Genomic DNA, 18,063 nt, shown 5'->3' with positions numbered 1-18,063 from the left:
GCGGTCAGGCGGAGATGCCGCCGTCGCTCTTCAGCAGCTGGCCGTTGATCCAGCCACCCTGGGGCGAGCAGAGGAACTGCACCAGGTCGGCGGTGTCGCGCGGGGTGCCCAGCCGGCCCAGCGGGGTGTGCTCGGCGCAGGTGGCCTTCAGGTCGTCGGGCATCCACCCGGTGTCGATCGGGCCGGGGTTGATCACGTTCGCGGTGACGCCGAGGTGGGCCAGCTCGCGGGCGGCGGCGAGCGTGATGCGGTCCAGCGCGCCCTTGCTCGCCCCGTACGGGAGGTTGCCGACGACGTGGTCGCTGGTGAGCGCGACGATCCGGCCGGTGCCGTGGGCGCCGCGGAACCGGCGGCCGTACTCGCGGATCAGCAGCCAGGAGGCGCGGGCGTTGACGGCGAAGTGGCGGTCGAAGCTGGCCACGGTCGTGTCGAGCAGCCCGGAGTCGACGGACTCGCAGTGGCACATCACCAGCGCGGTGACGTTGCCCAGCCGGCTCTCCACCTCGTCGAACACCCGCGCCGGCGTCTCCGTCTCGACCAGGTCGGCCTCCACGGCCGCGACGGCCGCGCCCTCGCCCGCCAGCGCCTTGCGGATCGTCTCGGGGGCCCCGGTCTCGGCGCCCCACGCCATCCGCTCGTCGTACGGAGTCCAGTAGGTGAAGCCGACGTCCCACCCGGAGGCGGCCAGCCGGGTCGCGATCCCGGCCCCGATCCCCACAGTCCTGCCCACCCCGGTGATCAGCGCCACGGGCCGCGCACTCTGCTCGAAGCTCATCCGGAGATGGTCCCCGAGCGGGCGTGTCCGGGGCAATGCCTTTAACCGCTTGTCATCGAACCATGGAGAGGGAGAGTAGAGATCATGCACACCTCTACCGAGATCCTGCTCACCCGGTTCCTGTCGGAGGCCGGGGCCGCCGTGCCGCTGATGGCGGTGTGGGCGCACGGGTCACTGGCCAAGGGCGACTACCAGCCGGGGCGGAGCGATCTGGACCTGATCGCCGTGGTCCGGGAGCCGCTGGACGAGCGGCGGCGCGACGCTGTAGAGCGGCTGCACCGAGGGCTGGACGGGGCCCTGGCCGAACGGCTGCACTGCTCGTACATGACCGACGGGCAGCTGGCCGAACACGGACGGGAGCACGTGACGTGGGCGATGGGCGAGCTGTTCGAGCGGCCCGTCACCGCCGTGACCCGGCGGGAGCTGCTCACGGGGGCGCTGGAGCTGTACGGACCGGGGCCGGACGCGCTGATCCCGCCGGTGTCCGACGCGGAGCTGGCCGCGTTCGTCCAGGCCGATCTGCGGGACTTCTGGCTGGTGAAGACGCGGGGCCGGCGGCGGTGGCTGCTGGACGAGTGGGTGGACCTCGGCATGGTCACGGTGGCGCGGGCGGCCGTGACGCTGCGGGACGGGCGGTTGATCAGCAAGCGGGAGGCGCTCGACGTGCTCGGCGAGATGGGCGCGCCGCCGGTCGTGGTGGACGGGATCAGGGCCCGCAGGTACGGGACGGACGGGCCGGTGCTGAGCCGGTTCCGCAGGGCGAAGCTGGCCCGCCGGTTCATCAGGCAGGCGATCGTCAGAGTGCTCGCGTGAGGCGGCGCAGCGCGCCGGTGATCTGCTCCGGGCTGAGCGTCCGGCGCTGCTGGACGTAGACGTCGGGGGCCAGCGGGGCGAGCAGGACGTCGGCCAGCGCGTCGGGCCCGGGGGTGCCGGCGGCGGCGAGCAGGGAGCGCACGTGCGCGCGCCAGAAGCCGTACGCGCCGGTCTCGAACCGCGAGCGGCCCACCTCGCTGCCGAGCACCAGGTGGGCGTGGTCCTCCAGCAGGCCGACCATGGCGGCGTAGAAGGCGGCCAGCCGCTCGGCCGGCGGCGCGCCGGGACCCAGCGGCGGGTCGCCGCGCAGCAGTTTCTCCTGCAGGGCGCGCTCGTGCTCGTCGAGCAGGGCGACGGCGATGGCGGCGCGGTCGGGGTAGCGGCGGTAGAGGGTGCCGCGGCCCACGCCGGCCGCCTTGGCGATGTCCTCCATCGTCACCTCGTGCGGCGGCCTGCTCGCGAACAGCTTCGCGGCCGCGTCGAGGACGCGGGCCCGGTTGCGCGCGGCGTCGGCTCTCTCCATCAGCAGTCGGGGCGATGCTCCACCCCGTCCCCCTTCCGTACGAGCAGTCTCGCAGAGCCGGCTCCTTTGTAAGGCACCGGCCGTCTCCCGCCAATTACAGGTGTGGATCGACGAAAGGAGCGTGGCCGGTGCGTCGCAAACAGGCGGAGTTCGCCACCGACATCGGGGCGTTCGAGGCCTTCTACCGGCGGCACGTCGACGGGGTCACGCGATTCCTGGCCCGCCGGGTCGACGACCCTCACCAGGTCGCCGATCTGGTGGCGGACGTGTTCCTGGCGGTGATGGAGTCCGCCCACACCTATCGGCCTGAGCGGGGCAGCGAGGTCGCGTGGCTGTACGGCGTGGCCCGCAACACGCTCTCCGCCGAACGGCGCCGGGCGTTGCGTGAGTCCCAGCTGACCGACCGGGTGAGCAGGCGAAGACCGCTGGACAGCGACGACATCAGCCGGGTGGAGAAGCGGATCGACGCGGAGCGGCCCGCCAGGCGGGCCTTCCAGGCGATGGCCGAGTTACCGGAGGGTGAGCGCGCCGTGCTGGAGCTGGTCGTCATGGACCAGCTGACGGTCACGGAGGCCGCGGCCGCCCTGGGCATCCGGTCGGGGACCGCCATGGTGCGGCTGCACCGCGCGCGCCGGACTCTCAAGGACCTGCCTTTCGTCACGGAAGGGATCATCGTATGAGCTTCGAGGAGCAGTTGCTGATGGATCTGAAAGCCGAATTCACGGCGCGCGAGGACAGGCGCCGTCGCGGGGGCCGCCGCCTGTTCCTGGGGCTGGCGGTGACGGGGGCGGCAGCGGTCACGGCGCTCGCGGTGCCGCTGCTGACGGGCGGGCAGAGCGCGGCGTACGCGGTCACCGAGAAGTCCGACGGCACCGTCGGGGTGGAGATCCGCGAGTTCGAGGAGGCCGACCGGCTGGAGAGGGATCTGCGGGCGGCGGGCGTCAAGGCCGACGTCACCTACCTCGGCCCCGGCAAGCAGTGCGAGCGCGACCGGGGAGTGAGCAAGCTCCTGCCGGACGGTGCCGTCCACATGCGGAAGGGCGGGCTGGACATCGACCCGCGGCTCATCGACGAGAACCACACGCTGGTGCTGGAGTTCGCCGAGAGGGGCGGGGAGGACCCCGGAGTGGTGTGGACGCTCGCGACCATGATGATCCCCGGCGAGCCCGGCCCCTGCGTCGTCGTCGACGACCCGGACTGGGACGACCTGGGCGGCCCGGAGGGACAGCCTCCCGCGGGCAGCTGACCCCGGAACGACGCGGTCCCGGCCGCCGATACCGGGCCGGGACCGCGCGCCTTTCAGCCGGTGGCGTCCGCGTAGTAGCAGGCCGCCTGCGCCCCGGCCGAGGCGGGCAGGATCTCCAGCAGCTCCCCCCTGCACCGGGCGTCCACGCCCGCCTCCGCGGCCTTGCCGGAGGCGAGCACCTGGCATCGGGCGTGGAAGCGGCAGCCGCCCGGAATCCTGGTCGGGTCCGGCGGCTCGCCGGTCAGCACCACCCGTTCGGGAGACTCGGGCAGCACCGACAGCAGGGCCTGCGTGTACGGGTGACGCGGCGCGGTCAGCACCTGCTCGACCGGCCCCGACTCGACGATCCGGCCGAGATACATGACCGCCACCCGGTCGGCGATGTTCCACGCCAGCCCCAGGTCGTGCGTGACGACCAGCGCCGACAGGCCCAGCTCGTCGCGGAGCCTGAGCATGAGCGCGAGGATCTCGCCGCGCACCGACGCGTCGAGCGAGGCCACCGGCTCGTCGGCGATCAGCACCTTCGGGTCCAGCGCCAGCGCCCCGGCGATGACCACGCGCTGCCGCTGCCCGCCGGACAGCTCGTGCGGGTAACGCAGCAGGAACCGCTCAGGCGGCCGCAGCCCGGCCCTGGCCAGCGCGTTGTTCACCACGTCAGCCTCGTCCGGCAGTCCGTGGATGCGCGGGCCCTCCGCCACCGCCTCGTAGACGGTCTGCCGGGGGTTCAGCGAGCCCATCGGGTCCTGAAGGACGAGCTGCACCTGCCTGCGGTAGTCCTTGAGCGCCCGGCTGGCGTACCGCAGCGGCTCTCCCCCGTACCGGACCGTGCCGGACGTGGGCTTCTCCAGGCCGAGCAGCGTGCGCGCCAGCGTGGTCTTGCCGCAGCCGGACTCGCCGACCAGCGCCACGATCTCGCCCTCTCCGACCGCGAGGTTCACGCCGTCGACCGCGCGGGCGCGGCGCCCGCGCGAGGCGAACTCCACGTGCAGGTCGCGGGCCTCCAGGAGGGTACGGCGGGCCGTGGTGACCTCCTCGGCCGGGGCTTGCGTCTCTGTCATGCCTTCTCCTGTACGCGGTCCCGTACGTGGACGCAGGCGGCGGCGCGGCGGTCGCCGGCGGGCCACAGCTCGACGTCCAGCGTCGGGCACTCCTCCAGCGCGACCGGGCAGCGCGGGTGGAACGAGCATCCCGTCGGCAGGTCCATCGGGTCGGGCGGGTCGCCGCCGAGTCCCTTGGGCGCCAGCCGCGACGCCGGGTCGCCGACCGTCGGGAACGCCGCCGCCAGCGCCTGGCTGTAGGGATGCCGGGGGTCGTGGAACACCTCGCGCGACGGGCCCTGCTCGACCACGCGGCCCGCGTACATGACCGCGAGCCGGTCGCACACGTCGGCGAGCACCGACAGGTCGTGCGAGATCATGACCAGGGAGATGTCGTGCTCGGCGACCAGTTCCTTGATCAGCGTCAGCACCTGCGCCTGCACCATCACGTCGAGAGCCGTCGTGGGCTCGTCGGCGATGATGAGCCGGGGCGAGCAGGCGAGCGCCATCGCGATCATGACGCGCTGGCGCTGGCCGCCGGACAGCTCGTGCGGGTAGCTGCGGGCCCGCCAGGCGGGCAGGCCGACCTGTTCCAGCAGCTCGGCCACCCGCTTGCCGGCCTCGCCGGGCTTGGCCAGGTTGTGCACGAGCAGCGGCTCGGCGATCTGTTCGCCGATCCTGTGCACCGGGTTGAGTCCGTGCTGGGCGCCCTGGAAAACGATCGACGCCTGGGCCCAGCGGACCGCGCGCAGGCGGCCCCACTTCATGGTGAGCACGTCCTCGCCGTCGAGCAGGATCCGGCCGGTGACGCGGGCGTCGCGCGGCAGCAGCCGCAGCAGCGCCATGGCCAGCGTCGACTTGCCGGACCCCGACTCGCCGGCGACCCCGAGGGCCGCCCCGCTGCCGAGCGTGAGCGACACGCCTCTCACCGCGGGCACCTCGCCCTCGGCGATGCGGTACGTGACCGAGACGTCGTCCAGTTCTAGCAGACTCATGCCCCTGCCTTCCGGAGTCGCGGGTTGAGCACGGTCTCCAGCGCCCGGCCGCAGAGCGTGAACGCCATGACGACCGCGAGGATGCACAGGCCGGGGATGAGGATGTACCACCAGGCTCCGTAGCTGGCCGCGTTCCAGTCGTAGGAGCCGCGGAGCATGGTGCCCCAGGAGGTCTTGTTCGCGGTCACGCCGAGGAAGGCCAGCGTCGACTCGGTGACGATGGCGCTGGCGACCTGGAGCGTGGTGCTGGCCAGCAGCAGCGGGGCGACGTTCGGCAGCACGTGGCGGGTGGTGATGTGCCAGTGGCCGCCGCCGAGCGCCTTGGAGCGCTCGATGTACGGCCGCGCCTCCACCGCCAGCGTCTGCGCCCTGATGAGGCGGGCGGTGGACGGCCAGGAGGTGACGCCGATCGCCATGATGATGGTGAACGTGCTGCCGCCCAGGATGGCCGCCAGGACGAGAGCGGTGACCAGCGAGGGCAGCACCAGGAACCAGTCGGTCACGCGCATGATGACGGCGCCGATCCAGCCGCGGAAGTGGCCGGCGGCGATGCCGAGCACGGTGCCGATGCCCACGGTGAGCAGCGCGGCCAGGAAGCCGATGAGCAGCGACGTGCGCGAGCCCCACCAGACCATGAGCAGGATCGAGCGCCCGGACTCGTCGGTGCCGAACGGGTAGTCCAGGCTCGGCGGGGACCATCGGGGCCCGGTGTTCTCGACCACGCTGGTGACGCCCTGGTCGATGAAGAGCGGCGCGACGACGGCCAGCGTCACGGCCACGACCAGGATGACCAGGCCGGCGAGGCCGCCGCGCTGTTTGCGGAAGTCCTCCCAGAACCGGCCGAGCGCCCGCTTCCTGCGGGTCCACGTGAAGGTGCTCATGCGGACCTCACCCTCGGGTCGAGGAGGTGGTAGACGATGTCGGCCAGCGTGTTCATCAGGATCACCGCGACCGTGATGAGCATGAACGTGCCCTGCATGAGCGTGAAGTCGGGCACCGAGATCGCGTCGTAGAACAGCTTGCCGAGCCCCGGCCAGCTGAAGACCGTCTCCGTGGTGACCGCGCCGCCGACGACGAAGCCGATGTTCATGAACACCAGCGTCACCGTGGGCAGCAGCGCGTTCGGCACGGCGTGCCTGCGCCGCAGGTCGTCGTCGCGCAGACCCTTGGCCCGCGCGGTGTTGATGTAGTCCTGGCCCAGCTCGTCGAGCAGGGACGAGCGCATGACCAGCAGATACTGCGCGTACACCACCCCGACCATGGTCAGGCAGGGCAGCACCATGTGCCAGGCCACGTCGAGGACGTAACCGAAGCCGTCGGGCGCGTCGACGCTCTCGATGCCCCGGGTCGGGAAGATCTGGAGCCAGGCGGCGAACACCATCATCAGCAGCAGGCCGAGCCAGAACGTCGGCACCGACCACAGCACCAGCGAGGTGGCCGTGGAGAACCGGTCGAACCGGCCGCCCGGCCGCCACCCGGCCCTGGTGCCCTGCCAGAGGCCGAGGCTGACGGCGATGACCAGACCGACCCCGGTGAGCAGCAGCGTCGGCCCGAGGCGCTCGCCGATGAGGTCGAGGACCGGCCGCTTGTACTCGTAGGAGGTGCCGAGGTCCAGGCGGAGCGTCTTGCCGACGAAGTCGAGGAACTGCTCGGGCACCGGCTTGTCCAGGCCGAGCCGGCTCCGTTCCAGGTCGAGCTGCGCCGGGGTCATGTTGCGGCCCTGCGCGAGGTTCCGTACCGGATCTCCGGGGAGGAGCCGGAAGAGGAAGAACGTCGCGACGATCACCATGGCGATGCTCAGCAACGCCCCGCCGGCCTTGGTGAGCGCGTAGCGCAGCACGCCGCGGCGGGCGGGGCGGTCGTCCCCAGCGGGGCCCGCCGCCTGGGCGGCGGCGGGCTCTGCTGCTTCGAGCGGTGCTGTCATTCGCGGTCGTCCGCGGCGGACTTGCGCCGCCTGGTGAGGAAGAACGCGCCGACGCCGATGACGACCACGGCGCCGACCACGCCGGCGATCAGAGCGGTGTTGGAGCCGCCCTCCTCGGCCGTGGCCGAGGACTCGACGGCCTCCAGCGAGTAGAACGGCCAGAAGCTGCTCGCGCCGTACAGGATGCCGTCCTGCTCGGGCACGGACGTGATGCTCTTGATCCGGTCCTTGCGGTAGCCCTCGAGGTCGTTGGTGTAGTAGATCGCGATGACCGGGGCGTCGGTGTAGAGGCGCTCCTGCATCTGCTTGATGAGGTCGGCCCGCTTGGGCCGGTCGAGCTCCTTGAGCTGCTCCTGGTAGAGCTTCTCGAAGGTGTCGTCGCAGTAGAACGACTCGGTGCCGCCGCCCTCACCGGACGGGGTCGGCCGCCGGCTGCACAGGTGCGTCGCCAGGACCTCCTCCGGGTCGGGGTTGACCGACCAGCCGGAGATCGCGATGTCGAACAGGCCGGTGACGCCGGTCTCCTCGGTGAACTTGCTGGAGTCGAGCTTCTTGGTGGTCAGCGTGACGCCGATCTCCTTGAAGAAGCCGGTGAGGTACTCGGCGAGCTTGTCCTCGATCGGGGTGTCGGTGTGGATGCTGAAGCGGAACTCCAGCTTGCGGTCACCGTCGGGCATGGTGCGGACGCCGTCGGCGCCCTTCTTGTAGCCGGCGTCGTCGAGGATCTGGTTGGCCTTGGCCGGGTCGTAGGAGACCTTGGTGTCGCCGGCGGCCTCCCAGAAGAAGTCCGTGTACATGGGCGGCACGATCGAGCCGTGCGCCGGCTTGGCCAGGCCGTTCTGCACCTCGGCGACGAGCTTGTCCTTGTCGATGGCCTGGTGCAGCGCCTGGCGGACCTTCTGGTCCTTCAGCGCCGGGTGGCCGTCGCCCACTTCCTTGTCGTCGGTGGTCGTGGCGCCGTGGTTGATCTGCAGGTAGACGGCGCGGCGGCCCTGCTGGTTCCACTGCACGATGTTCGGGTCGCCCTTGAGGGACTCGAACTCCGGCGGGTTGAGCCGGCCGATCAGGTCGATCTCGCCGTTCTTCAGGCCGATGATGGACGCGGCCGGGTTCTCGTAGAAGACGACCTGGAGCTCGTCGATCTTCGGGGCGCCGCGCCAGTAGTTCGGGTTGGCCTGCAGCTTGACGTACTGGTCCTTCTTGTGCTCGACGGCGATGTACGGGCCGCTGGTCACGGCCGGATACTGGTCGCCGGAGAAGTCCGCGAGGTTGCCGACCTTCTCCCAGACATGCTTGGGCATGATCGGGATCGGGTTCTCCAGGATCGAGGCCTGGGGGTTCTTCAGCTTGATGACCAGGTCCTGGCCGTTGGCCGTGACGCTCTCGAAGTTCTCCGCGGCCGGACCGTTGGCGGTCTTGGCCGCGTCATCCGTCATGATCTTGTTGAACGTCCAGGCGGCGTCCTCGGCGGTGACCGGCTGGCCGTCGGACCACTTGGTCTCGCGGATCTTGAAGGTCCAGGTCAGACCGTCCTCGGAGCTGCTCCACGACTCGGCCAGGTCCGGGCTGGGCTGCAGCGTCTTGCTGTCCGGAACCGTCAGGAAGCCGTACATCCAGCGGTGGATCGAGGTCGACACCAAGCGGACGGCGAGGAACGGGTTCATGGAGTCAACGGCCTGGGTAGCGCCCACGCGGATGATCTTCTTTCCCGCCGCGGGGTCCTGGGCCAGAGCCACCTGACCCTGACCGGCCACCAATAGCGCGAAGCCCAGCACTGCCAGGCGTGCGAGCCATTTCCTCATGTGTGCCTCACCTTCAGGCGGGGGGTTATCTGTGTAGAGCACGGCACACCATAGGAACTACGCATGTCAACGAGATACGGAGAATTGTTTCATCTTCGTATCTTTGTGCGGTGTAAATTTTCAGTGGGACTCGGACACGCGTCCCTGGTCCACCACGAGCCTCCTGCCGACGCTGACCGCCTCCAGCATGCGGCGGTCATGGGTGACGAGCAGGAGCGTGCCGGGATAGCCGGCCAGCGCCGACTCCAGCTGCTCGATCGCGGGCAGGTCGAGGTGGTTCGTCGGCTCGTCGAGCACCAGCAGGTTGACGCCCCTGGCCTGCAGCAGGGCCAGCGCGGCGCGGGTGCGCTCGCCCGGTGAGAGCGTCGAGGCGGGCCGCAGAACGTGGTGCGCCTTCAGCCCGAACTTGGCCAGCAGCGTGCGCGCCTCACCCGGCACCAGGTCGGCGTGCGCGGTGAACGCGTCGAGCAGCGCCTCCTCCCCCTCGAACAGCCCGCGCGCCTGGTCGACCTCGCCCACCACCACGCCGGAGCCGAGCGAGGCGTGCCCCTCGTCCGGCGGGACGCGCCCGAGCAGGGCGCCGAGCAGCGTGGTCTTGCCCGAGCCGTTGGCCCCGGTGATCGCCACCCGCTCGGCCCAGCCGATCTCCAGGTCGACCGGCCCCAGCGTGAAGCCGCCCCGCCTGACGACCGCGCCGCGCAGCGTGGCCACCACCGCGCCGGAGCGGGGCGCGACGGCGATCTCCATGCGCAGCTCCCACTCCTTGCGCGGCTCCTCGACCTCCTCCAGCCGCTCCAGCAGCTTCTCCGTCTGCCGGGCCTTGGCGGCCTGCTTCTCGGTGGTCTCGACGCGGGCGTTGCGCCCGATCTTGTCGTTGTCGGACATCTTGCGGCGGGCGTTCTTGACGCCCTTCTCCATCCACGCCCGCTGCCTGCGGGCGCGGCCCTCCAGGTCGGCGCGGGTCTCGGCGTACTCCTCGTAACGCTCCCTGGCGTGCCGCCTGGCGACCTCGCGCTCGTCCAGGTAGGCCTGGTAGCCGCCGCCGAACAGGTGGATCCGCTGCTGGGCCAGATCGAGCTCCAGCACGTCGGTGACGGTCCTGGCCAGGAACTCGCGGTCGTGGCTGACCACGACCGTGCCGGCCCGCAGGCCCTTGACGAAGCCCTCCAGCCGGTCGAGCCCGTCGAGGTCCAGGTCGTTGGTGGGCTCGTCGAGCAGGAACAGGTCGTAACGGCTGAGCAGCAGCGAGGCCAGCCCGGCGCGGGCCGCCTGGCCGCCCGACAGCGAGGTCATCGGCTGCTCCAGCGCCACCGGCAGGCCGATCGCCTCGGCGCGCTCGTCCAGGTCGGCGCCGCCCAGCGCCAGCCAGCGCTCCAGCGCCACACTGTAGGCGTCGTCGGCGCCGGGCGCCTGATCGGCCAGGGCCTGCGCGGTGGCGTCCAGGTCGCGCTGCGCCCGCGCCACGCCGGTGCGGCGGGCCAGGAACTCCATCACGGTCTCACCCGGCCTGCGGTCGGGCTCCTGCGGCAGGTAGCCGACGGTGGCGGCGGCCGGGCTGAGCCGGATCTCGCCCTCCTCGGGCCGGTCGAGGCCGGCCATCATGCGCAGCAGGGTCGACTTGCCCGCGCCGTTGGCCCCCACCAGGCCGATCACGTCGCCGGGGCTCACAACCAGGTCCAGCCCCGTGAACAGCACCCGCTCCCCGTGACCGGCAGCCAGCCCCCGTACCACCATGGTCGCGCTCATGTACGGCGATGCTACTAGGCTCCGCTGAATGTCCCGTTTGCCGGTTATGGTGGCCGCCCTCGTCACGGTCGTCCTCGGACTCGGCGTCCGGCTGCTCTGGGACGGCCCGGTTTCCAAGTACGCCGGCGACGCGCTCTACACGGTGCTGATCTACCTGCTCGTCCTGCTCGTGTGGCCGCGCGTGCGCCCCTGGGCCGCCGCGCTCACCGCGGCCGGGCTGAGCTGGGCGATCGAGTTCGCCCAGCTCCTCGGCATCCCTGAGGTGCTGCGCCCGCTGCTCGGCAGCACCTTCAACCCACCCGACCTCTTCTGGTACGCGGCCGGCGCCGCGACGGCGTGGGCCGCGCACATCGCGTATAGATCGGGAACTCACGGATAGGGGGTGAGAAACCACGAAATAGGGGGTTTCATCATGCTCCAGGACAAGACCATCGCTTTCCTGGTCGCGCCCGAAGGCGTCGAGCAGGTCGAGCTCACCGAGCCGTGGAAGGCCGTCAAGCAGGCCGGTGGCACGCCGAAGCTGATCTCCACCGAGCTGGGGCAGATCAAGGCGTTCAACCACCTGGACAAGGCCGACACGTTCGCCGTGGACGGCACGGTCGAGGAGGTGTCGGCGGCCGACTTCGACGGGCTCGTGCTGCCCGGCGGCGTCGCCAACCCCGACTTCCTGCGCACCGACCCGAAGGCCGTGCGGTTCGTCCAGGACTTCTTCCAGGGCGGCAAGCCGGTCGCGGCGATCTGCCACGCGCCGTGGACGCTGATCGAGGCCGACGCCGTCCGGGACCGGCAGCTGACGTCCTGGCCGAGCCTCCAGACCGACCTGCGCAACGCCGGCGCGAACTGGGTCGACGAGGAGGTCGTGGTCTGCGACGCCGGGCCGAACAAGCTGGTCACCAGCCGCAAGCCGGACGACCTCAAGGCGTTCTGCCAGGCCACGGTCGAGGTGTTCGGGGACTGACGTGACAGGGGCGGGCCGCGGCCCGCCCCGCTCGCCCGAAACTCCTTGCGCGGGCCGCGGAAATGGTCTGGACGTATACCAAAGAATGGTCTAAACCTAGACCAAAGAGAGCGTCCTCCGCGCCCCCCAGGGAGACCTCAGTGAGCACAGAAGAGGATTCCAAGCGACTCGCCGAGCTCGGCTACAAGCAGGAGCTGGCCCGGACCTGGAGCGGATTCTCCAACTTCGCCATCTCGTTCTCCATCATCTCGATCCTCGCCGGCTGCTTCACCACCTTCGGCCAGGCCTGGAACAACGGCGGCCCCATCGCCATCTCCTGGGGCTGGCCGCTGATCTCCCTCTTCATCCTGATCATCGGCTTCTGCATGTCGGAGCTGGTCTCCGCGTTCCCCACGGCGGGCGGCATCTACTGGTGGGCCGCCAAGATGGGCAAGCCGATCCACGGCTGGTTCACCGGCTGGCTCAACCTGATCGGCCTCATCGCGGTCACCGCGTCCGTCGACTACGGCTGCGCGACCTTCCTCAACATCACCCTCACCCGGCTCACCGGCGGCGCCTGGGAAGGCACGCTCTCGCAGGCGTTCCTGCTGTTCGTGATCGTGCTCGGGTTGCACGCGCTGATCAACATCTTCAGCCACCGGCTCATCTCACTGCTGCAGAACGTCTCCGTCTGGTGGCACGTCTTCGGCGCCGCCATCGTGGTCGGGATCCTGGTCTTCGGCCCGTCCGAGCACCAGTCGGTGGGCTTCGTGTTCACCGAGACGATCAACAACTCCGGCTTCGGCGACGGCTCCAACGGGCTGACGTTCTGGCTGTACGTGCTGCCGCTCGGCTTCCTGCTCACCCAGTACACGATCACCGGCTTCGACGCGTGCGCGCACGTCTCGGAGGAGACCCAGGGCGCCTCCACGGCCGCCGCCCGCGGCCTGTGGCAGTCGATCTTCTACTCGGCGATCGGCGGCTGGATCGTCCTGCTGGCGTTCCTGTTCGCGGCCACGAACGTGGACGCGATCAACGAGCAGGGCGGCTTCGTCGGCGCGATCTTCGAGACCGCGCTCAGCTCGCCGCTGGCCACCGCGATCTTCGCGATCTCCACCATCGGCCAGTTCTTCTGCGGCATGAGCTGCGTGACGTCCATGTCGCGGATGACGTACGCGTTCGCCCGCGACGGCGCGGTGCCCGGCTGGCGGCTCTGGTCGCGGGTCGACCGCAACCGCACGCCGGTCAACGCCATTCTGGCCGGTTGCGGCGCCGCCGCCTTCATCACCCTGCCCGCCCTCTACGCCCCTCCCGGCCTGACCACCCCGGTGGCCTTCTTCGCCGTGGTGTCGATCGCGGTCATCGGGCTCTATCTGGCGTTCCTCATCCCGATCTGGCTCCGGCTGCGGATGGGCGACCGCTTCGAGCCCGGGCCGTGGACGCTCGGGCGCAGGTACAAGGTGCTCGGCTGGATCGCGGTGATCGAGATCGCGGTCGTCTGCGTGTACTTCATCATGCCGTTCTCGCCGGCCGGGGTGCCCGGCGACGAGGACTTCACCTGGACGTCGGTCAACTACGCCCCGATCGCGGTGGGCGTGGTGCTGATCGGCATCGGCCTGTGGTGGTGGCTGTCGGCCCGCCACTGGTTCACCGGCCCCCGCCGCACCATCGACGAGGTCCCCATGGACGCCTGACATCTCCGGCGCGGCCCTCGCTACGTCAGAGCGGTTCGGAGGCGCCGCGCCTGGAGACAAAGACGCAGAACGGATGCCCCGCCAGGTCCGCGTACACGCGCAATGGCTCCTCCTCGTCGTCCATGCGGTCCAGCAGGAGCCGCCCGCCGAGGCTCAGGACACGGTCGTGCTGTGCCCGCAGGTCCTCGACCGACGGCACGGTCAGGTCCAGGTGCAGCTGCTGGGGCACGCCGTCCTGCGGCCAGGTCGCTTCCGGCAGCTCGTCGACCTGCTGGAAGGCCAGTTGCGAAGCTCCACCCGGGGTCCTCAGGACCAGCCAGTCGCGGCCCCGCTCGTCGTCGGCTCCCGCTTCCGGCGGCTCGTCACCGGGCCGGTAGACCAGCCCGAGCAGAGCCCGGTAGAACTCCGCGAGGGCACGGGCGTCCAGGCAGTCGAGCACCACCTGGCACAGCCGAGGCCTGCTGTCCTGATCAGTCATCCGCGCCCCCGTGATCGTCGCCGACAGGGCCTCTGCACGCGACGCCGGGGGCTAAACGCGGACGATTCGTTCCCTCAGCTCAGGACGCCTCGAAGGCCGCCGCCACCACCGGGCGGACCCCGTCCATCGACGCCTCCCTCAGCTCCCGCCCCAGTAATGCTGCTAGCAGTTTGCTAGCATCATCGTCATGGCGACTCTCTACATCCGCGACGTACCCGAACCGATCGCCGAGCAGCTCAAGGCACGTGCCGCCGAAGCCGGCCTGTCGCTTTCCGCTTACGTCGCCAGAGAACTGGCCGACATCGCCGCTCGGCCGACCAACGCTGAGATCGTGAAACGTTTGAAAGCTCGCGATCGCTCCCGAGGCCCGTCGAGTGAGGAAATCCTGCAAGCAGTAGCCGAGGGCAGGCGATGATAGTCATCGATTCCTCCGCCATGGTGGAGGCCCTCGTGGGCCGCGACGCTGACATGGAACTTCTCAGCGCGCTGCAAGCCAGCGTCCACGCTCCACACCTCCTTGACGTGGAGGTCCTATCGACGTTGCGCGGACTGGTGCTCGGCGGCAAGCTGCCCGCCGCGATCGCCGAGCAGGCCCGGGCCGACTACCTGGCTCTCAACATCACGCGCTACGAGATGAAGGGGATAGCAGAGCGGATCTGGGAGCTGCGGCACAACTACACCGCTTACGACTCCTGTTACCTGGCCCTCGCCGAAGCACTGGAAGCGCCCCTTTACACCTGTGACGGCAAGCTCAACGGCTCCGGCCATGATGCCGAGGTGCAGGTTTTCCCGCGCGTGTGAGTCAGGACGCCTCGAAGGCGGCCGCGACCACCGGGCGGACCCGGTCCATCGAGGCGTCGCCGAGCTCCCGCTGGAGCGAGGTCATGTCGACGTCCGGCATCCCGCAAGCCACCGCCCAGTCCCACGGCATCAGGTCGCCGTCGACGTTGAGTGCGAAGCCGTGGCTGGTGACGCCGCGGCTCTGCCGCATCCCGATGGAGACGATCTTGCGGCCGCTCTCGGCCGTCCACACGCCGGTGAGCAGTTCCGAGCCCGGCGGGGTGTCGCGCCGCTCGGCGGGCAGGCCGAGCTCGCCGAGGGCGGCGACCAGGCGCAGCTCCACCTCGCGCACGTAGTCGACGATGCCCTCCTCCTCGCCCAGCTTGACGATCAGGTAGCCGACGAGCTGGCCGGGGCCGTGGTAGGTGAGCTGCCCGCCCCGGCCCGTCTCCACGACCGGGATGCCGCGCGACGGGTCGGGCAGGTGGGCCGACGGGGTGCGCCGGCCGACCGTGTAGACCTGCGGGTGGCTGAGCAGCCAGAGCGTGTCCGGCCGTGCGTCGCGCTGGCGCTCGTCGACCAGCTCGGCCATGCGCTCCATCGCCTTGTCGTAGTCGACGAGCTCGTCCTGGATCAGTGTCAGCGGCCTTGCCCTCATGCCTTAGAGGATAATCCTCAGTACTTCTTCGGCTCTTCGGGGACCAGGATCCACATGACGACGTAGACGACCCACATCGGGCCGGGGAAGAGCGAGAGGATCAACCAGAGGACCCGGACGAGGGTGGGCGACAGGCCGAACCTGTCGGCGAGGCCTCCGCAGACGCCGGCGAGCATCCGGTGCTGTCGTGAGCGGTACATGGTGTCCCTCCGTGTGATGACGTTCTACTGAGAAGAACGCACGAGCCTCGCTCTCTTCTCCCACTACTGACCCTGAGAAAACCCTGTAAGGGTCAGCCACTCCCGCGCGGCGGCCAGATGCCGGCTGGTCAGGCCCACTCTGCCGGGCACGTGGACGAGCAGGAATTCGCCGAGACCCTGACGAGCCCTGAGGTAGTCCTCGTCCTCCTGGTAGACCTGGTCGTCGAACCAGACGAACGGCCGGTCGCCGACGTAGTCGGCCACGTGGCGGGTCTTGAACATCTCGCCGTGCCGGCTCCCGTTCTCGCCGGGCGCCATCTCGATGACGGGCAGCGGCGGCAGGCCGAGCCGGGGCGCGATCCACTCGTTGGCGTGCTGCTCCCAGGTCGTCGCCCACACCAGCTCGGAGCCGGTCTCCAGCGCGAGCTCCATCAGCCGGGTGCCGTGGCGCTGGTTGAGGTGCACGGTGTAGACGGTGCTGCCGATCGTGCACCGGTAGCGGCGGAAGTCGGGGGACGGGCGGCCGGTGGGGTTGAGCACCCCGTCCACGTCCAGGAGCAGCAGCGGTTTCACCGGCCGGCCCCCACCCGGTGTTCCTGCGGGCTGACGCCGTGGGCCCGTTTGAAGGCCGCGCTGAGCGCGAACGGGCTGCCGTAGCCGACCTTCCTGGCGACCGAGGTCACGGTCGCCTCGGGCTCGCGGAGCAGGTCGGCGGCCAGGGCCAGCCGCCACCCGGTCAGGAACGCCATCGGCGGCTCGCCCGCCAGGTCGGTGAACCGCCTGGCCAGCGAGGCACGCGAGACCCCTACCTCGGCGGCCAGCGCGGCGACCGTCCACGGGTGCGCGGGGTTGTTCTGCATGATCCGCATGGCCTTGCCCACGACAGGGTCGCTCTGCGCCCGGTACCACGCCGGCGCCTCCCCGGTGGCGAACCACCCGCGCAGCGTGGCGATGAGCAGCAGGTCGAGCATCCTGTCGAGCACCGCCTCCTGCCCGGGCTCGTTCTTGACCACCTCCTCGCCCAGCATCTCGATGAGCGGCCCGCCTGGCTGGACGAGCAGCGACGGCAGCGCCCGCAGCAGCCGCCCGCTGACCTCCCCGGCCATCAGGTAGGTGCCGACGATCATGGAGCTGGCGCCGTCGGGGTCGTTGCCCCAGGTGCGCACGCCCAGGTGCATCGCCTGGTAGAGCGACTCGCCGTCGAGGGTGGTGCACCGCTCGCCGGGATGGATGACGATCTGCGGCGGGGTGCCAGGCCGGTCGGCGACCACGTAGGGCTCCGGCCCGCACACCACGGCCACCTCGCCCGGCCCCACCCGCGTCAGGCCGTCGCGGACGATCCACGCCTCGCCGCGCACCATGGCCAGCAGCGTGAGCGGGGCCTCGTCCTGCACGCGCATCGCCCAGGGCGGGTCGAGGAGGACCCTCAGCAGGAACGCGCCACGGGCGCGCGGGCCGTCGAGCAGAGCCGCCAGGTGATCCATGGTTAGACGATCGCATATGCCATTGCGCTTCTCAACCATGGAGAGTCTCACCGGCAGGCGGCTTACTAGAGGGCATGACCATCCTCGTGACAGGCGGGACCGGCAAGACCGGCCGCCGGATCGCAGACAGGCTCGAAGCCCTCGGCCGGCCCGTACGCGTGGGCTCCCGTACGGCCACCCCGCCCTTCGACTGGGCGGACCGCGGCACCTGGAAGGCCGCCCTCCACGGGGCGCGCGCCGCGTACATCTCCTACTATCCCGACGTGGCGGTCCCGGGCGCGCTGGACGACGTGCGGGCGTTCACCGAGCACGCGGTGGCGGCCGGCGTCGAGCGGCTGGTCCTGCTGTCAGGCCGGGGCGAGCCGCTCGCCGAGGCCGCCGAGCAGATGGTGCGCGAGTCGGGCGTCGCCTGGACGATCGTGCGGTGCGCCTGGTTCATGCAGAACTTCTCGGAGGGCTACCTGCTGGAGCCGGTACGCGACGGCGTCATCGCGCTGCCCGCCGGAGACGTGGCCGAGCCGTTCGTGGACGTGGACGACATCGCCGACGTCGCGGTGGCCGCGCTCACCGAGGACGGGCACGCGGGCAGGCTGTACGAGCTGACCGGGCCGCGAGCGCTCACCTTCGCCGACGTGGCGGCCGAGCTGTCCAAGGCGACCGGCCGCGACATCACGTACGTGCCGATCACCACCGAGGAGTACGCGGCGGGCGCGGCCGAGCACGGCGTGCCGGAGGACGAGATCGAGATGCTGACCATGCTGTTCACGGAGACACTCGACGGCCGCAACGCCCACGTCGCCGACGGCGTGCGGGCCGCGCTGGGCCGGCCGGCCGGGGACTTCGCCGGCTTCGCGCGGGACAACGCCGGGGTGTGGGCGAACGGCGGGTGAACCCCGGGGGTCCGCTCGCCGCGACTGGCCCGTCCGGGCCGCCGTTTCCGCTAGCCTCACCTCGTTACATCGTGCGCTCCT

22 protein-coding genes are annotated in these 18,063 nt (G+C 70.6%); 9 read left to right on the top strand and 13 right to left on the bottom strand.

What is annotated here, in order from left to right; translation table 11 throughout:
* Positions 1-4: 4 nt before the first annotated feature.
* Entirely contained in the window at positions 5-775 is a 771-nt protein-coding gene (locus ACIBF7_RS41420; protein ID WP_397199580.1) for an SDR family oxidoreductase, read from the bottom strand.
* Positions 776-859: 84 nt separating this feature from the next.
* Between ACIBF7_RS41420 and ACIBF7_RS41415 the strand changes: the two genes are divergently transcribed.
* Entirely contained in the window at positions 860-1,588 is a 729-nt protein-coding gene (locus ACIBF7_RS41415) for a nucleotidyltransferase domain-containing protein (protein WP_397199579.1), read from the top strand.
* Here ACIBF7_RS41415 and ACIBF7_RS41410 read toward each other — a convergent pair.
* Positions 1,572-2,111, bottom strand: coding sequence for a TetR/AcrR family transcriptional regulator (locus tag ACIBF7_RS41410; RefSeq protein ID WP_219551550.1), 540 nt, complete (start codon positions 2,109-2,111; stop codon positions 1,572-1,574). The two genes, ACIBF7_RS41415 and ACIBF7_RS41410, sit on opposite strands and share 17 nt — an antisense overlap.
* Positions 2,112-2,239: 128 nt before the next feature.
* On the opposite strand from ACIBF7_RS41410, the gene ACIBF7_RS41405 reads away from it, so the two are divergent.
* On the top strand, positions 2,240-2,791 hold the full coding sequence (locus ACIBF7_RS41405; RefSeq protein WP_271275158.1) for an RNA polymerase sigma factor: 552 nt from the start codon (positions 2,240-2,242) through the stop codon (positions 2,789-2,791).
* Positions 2,788-3,357 carry a hypothetical protein gene (locus tag ACIBF7_RS41400; RefSeq protein WP_397199578.1) on the top strand — a complete coding sequence of 190 codons (570 nt, stop codon included), beginning with the start codon at positions 2,788-2,790 and terminating at the stop codon, positions 3,355-3,357. The genes ACIBF7_RS41405 and ACIBF7_RS41400 overlap by 4 nt, the downstream gene beginning before the upstream one ends.
* A 53-nt stretch (positions 3,358-3,410) precedes the next feature.
* Here ACIBF7_RS41400 and ACIBF7_RS41395 read toward each other — a convergent pair whose 3' ends face one another.
* From ACIBF7_RS41395 to ACIBF7_RS41370, 6 genes are all read right to left on the bottom strand, one after another.
* On the bottom strand, positions 3,411-4,415 hold the full coding sequence (locus ACIBF7_RS41395) for an ABC transporter ATP-binding protein (RefSeq protein ID WP_219551554.1): 1,005 nt from the start codon (positions 4,413-4,415) through the stop codon (positions 3,411-3,413).
* The gene (locus ACIBF7_RS41390) at positions 4,412-5,389 is read right to left on the bottom strand and encodes an ABC transporter ATP-binding protein (protein WP_148036580.1); all 978 of its coding nucleotides are present in this window, start codon (positions 5,387-5,389) and stop codon (positions 4,412-4,414) included. Before ACIBF7_RS41390 ends, ACIBF7_RS41395 begins: the two co-directional genes overlap by 4 nt.
* Complete coding sequence (locus tag ACIBF7_RS41385) at positions 5,386-6,270, bottom strand: ABC transporter permease (protein ID WP_148036579.1); 885 nt, start codon at positions 6,268-6,270, stop codon at positions 5,386-5,388. Before ACIBF7_RS41385 ends, ACIBF7_RS41390 begins: the two co-directional genes overlap by 4 nt.
* Positions 6,267-7,313, bottom strand: coding sequence for an ABC transporter permease (locus tag ACIBF7_RS41380; RefSeq protein ID WP_148036578.1), 1,047 nt, complete (start codon positions 7,311-7,313; stop codon positions 6,267-6,269). The genes ACIBF7_RS41385 and ACIBF7_RS41380 overlap by 4 nt, the downstream gene beginning before the upstream one ends.
* Positions 7,310-9,115 (bottom strand): ABC transporter substrate-binding protein, encoded by a 1,806-nt coding sequence (locus ACIBF7_RS41375; RefSeq protein ID WP_219546952.1) that lies wholly within the window; start codon positions 9,113-9,115, stop codon positions 7,310-7,312. Before ACIBF7_RS41375 ends, ACIBF7_RS41380 begins: the two co-directional genes overlap by 4 nt.
* A gap of 120 nt (positions 9,116-9,235) precedes the next feature.
* A complete protein-coding gene (locus tag ACIBF7_RS41370) occupies positions 9,236-10,861 on the bottom strand; it encodes an ABC-F family ATP-binding cassette domain-containing protein (RefSeq protein ID WP_397199577.1) in 1,626 nt (541 codons plus the stop codon).
* Between the two features lie 28 nt (positions 10,862-10,889).
* Here ACIBF7_RS41370 and ACIBF7_RS41365 point away from each other — a divergent pair, with 28 nt between their 5' ends.
* The 3 genes from ACIBF7_RS41365 to ACIBF7_RS41355 all read left to right on the top strand — a co-directional run bounded on the left by ACIBF7_RS41365 (position 10,890) and on the right by ACIBF7_RS41355 (position 13,492).
* Positions 10,890-11,240, top strand: coding sequence for a DUF2809 domain-containing protein (locus tag ACIBF7_RS41365; RefSeq protein ID WP_397199576.1), 351 nt, complete (start codon positions 10,890-10,892; stop codon positions 11,238-11,240).
* Positions 11,241-11,273: 33 nt separating this feature from the next.
* Positions 11,274-11,819, top strand: coding sequence for a type 1 glutamine amidotransferase domain-containing protein (locus ACIBF7_RS41360; RefSeq protein ID WP_397199575.1), 546 nt, complete (start codon positions 11,274-11,276; stop codon positions 11,817-11,819).
* 140 nt (positions 11,820-11,959) lie between these two features.
* Positions 11,960-13,492: an amino acid permease gene (locus ACIBF7_RS41355; RefSeq protein ID WP_219546946.1), complete on the top strand. Its 1,533-nt coding sequence runs from the start codon at positions 11,960-11,962 to the stop codon at positions 13,490-13,492.
* A gap of 25 nt (positions 13,493-13,517) precedes the next feature.
* Here ACIBF7_RS41355 and ACIBF7_RS41350 read toward each other — a convergent pair whose 3' ends face one another.
* On the bottom strand, positions 13,518-13,970 hold the full coding sequence (locus tag ACIBF7_RS41350; RefSeq protein WP_397199574.1) for a VOC family protein: 453 nt from the start codon (positions 13,968-13,970) through the stop codon (positions 13,518-13,520).
* A gap of 187 nt (positions 13,971-14,157) precedes the next feature.
* On the opposite strand from ACIBF7_RS41350, the gene ACIBF7_RS41345 reads away from it, so the two are divergent.
* Entirely contained in the window at positions 14,158-14,385 is a 228-nt protein-coding gene (locus tag ACIBF7_RS41345; RefSeq protein WP_148036572.1) for a FitA-like ribbon-helix-helix domain-containing protein, read from the top strand.
* The gene (locus ACIBF7_RS41340; RefSeq protein ID WP_271275151.1) at positions 14,382-14,771 is read left to right on the top strand and encodes a type II toxin-antitoxin system VapC family toxin; all 390 of its coding nucleotides are present in this window, start codon (positions 14,382-14,384) and stop codon (positions 14,769-14,771) included. Before ACIBF7_RS41345 ends, ACIBF7_RS41340 begins: the two co-directional genes overlap by 4 nt.
* Before the next feature lies 1 nt (position 14,772).
* On the opposite strand, the gene lipB is transcribed toward ACIBF7_RS41340, so the two are convergent.
* From lipB to ACIBF7_RS41320, 4 genes are all read right to left on the bottom strand, one after another.
* On the bottom strand, positions 14,773-15,408 hold the full coding sequence (lipB, locus tag ACIBF7_RS41335; protein WP_148036570.1) for a lipoyl(octanoyl) transferase LipB: 636 nt from the start codon (positions 15,406-15,408) through the stop codon (positions 14,773-14,775).
* Between the two features lie 17 nt (positions 15,409-15,425).
* A complete protein-coding gene (locus tag ACIBF7_RS41330; RefSeq protein ID WP_148036569.1) occupies positions 15,426-15,608 on the bottom strand; it encodes a PspC domain-containing protein in 183 nt (60 codons plus the stop codon).
* A gap of 63 nt (positions 15,609-15,671) precedes the next feature.
* Positions 15,672-16,181 carry an HAD domain-containing protein gene (locus tag ACIBF7_RS41325; RefSeq protein WP_148036568.1) on the bottom strand — a complete coding sequence of 170 codons (510 nt, stop codon included), beginning with the start codon at positions 16,179-16,181 and terminating at the stop codon, positions 15,672-15,674.
* Positions 16,178-17,092, bottom strand: a complete 915-nt coding sequence (locus tag ACIBF7_RS41320; protein WP_397199573.1) for an AraC family transcriptional regulator — start codon at positions 17,090-17,092, stop codon at positions 16,178-16,180. The genes ACIBF7_RS41325 and ACIBF7_RS41320 overlap by 4 nt, the downstream gene beginning before the upstream one ends.
* Before the next feature lie 74 nt (positions 17,093-17,166).
* Between ACIBF7_RS41320 and ACIBF7_RS41315 the strand changes: the two genes are divergently transcribed.
* The gene (locus tag ACIBF7_RS41315) at positions 17,167-17,982 is read left to right on the top strand and encodes an NmrA family NAD(P)-binding protein (RefSeq protein ID WP_397199572.1); all 816 of its coding nucleotides are present in this window, start codon (positions 17,167-17,169) and stop codon (positions 17,980-17,982) included.
* The last annotated feature ends 81 nt before the right edge of the window (positions 17,983-18,063 follow it).

Origin of the sequence: Nonomuraea sp. NPDC050478, assembly GCF_044458265.1 — a bacterium.
Classification (GTDB): domain Bacteria; phylum Actinomycetota; class Actinomycetes; order Streptosporangiales; family Streptosporangiaceae; genus Nonomuraea; species Nonomuraea ferruginea.
The sequence above is the reverse complement of the archived record's forward strand: the minus strand, read 5'-3'. Positions and strand labels throughout refer to the sequence as shown.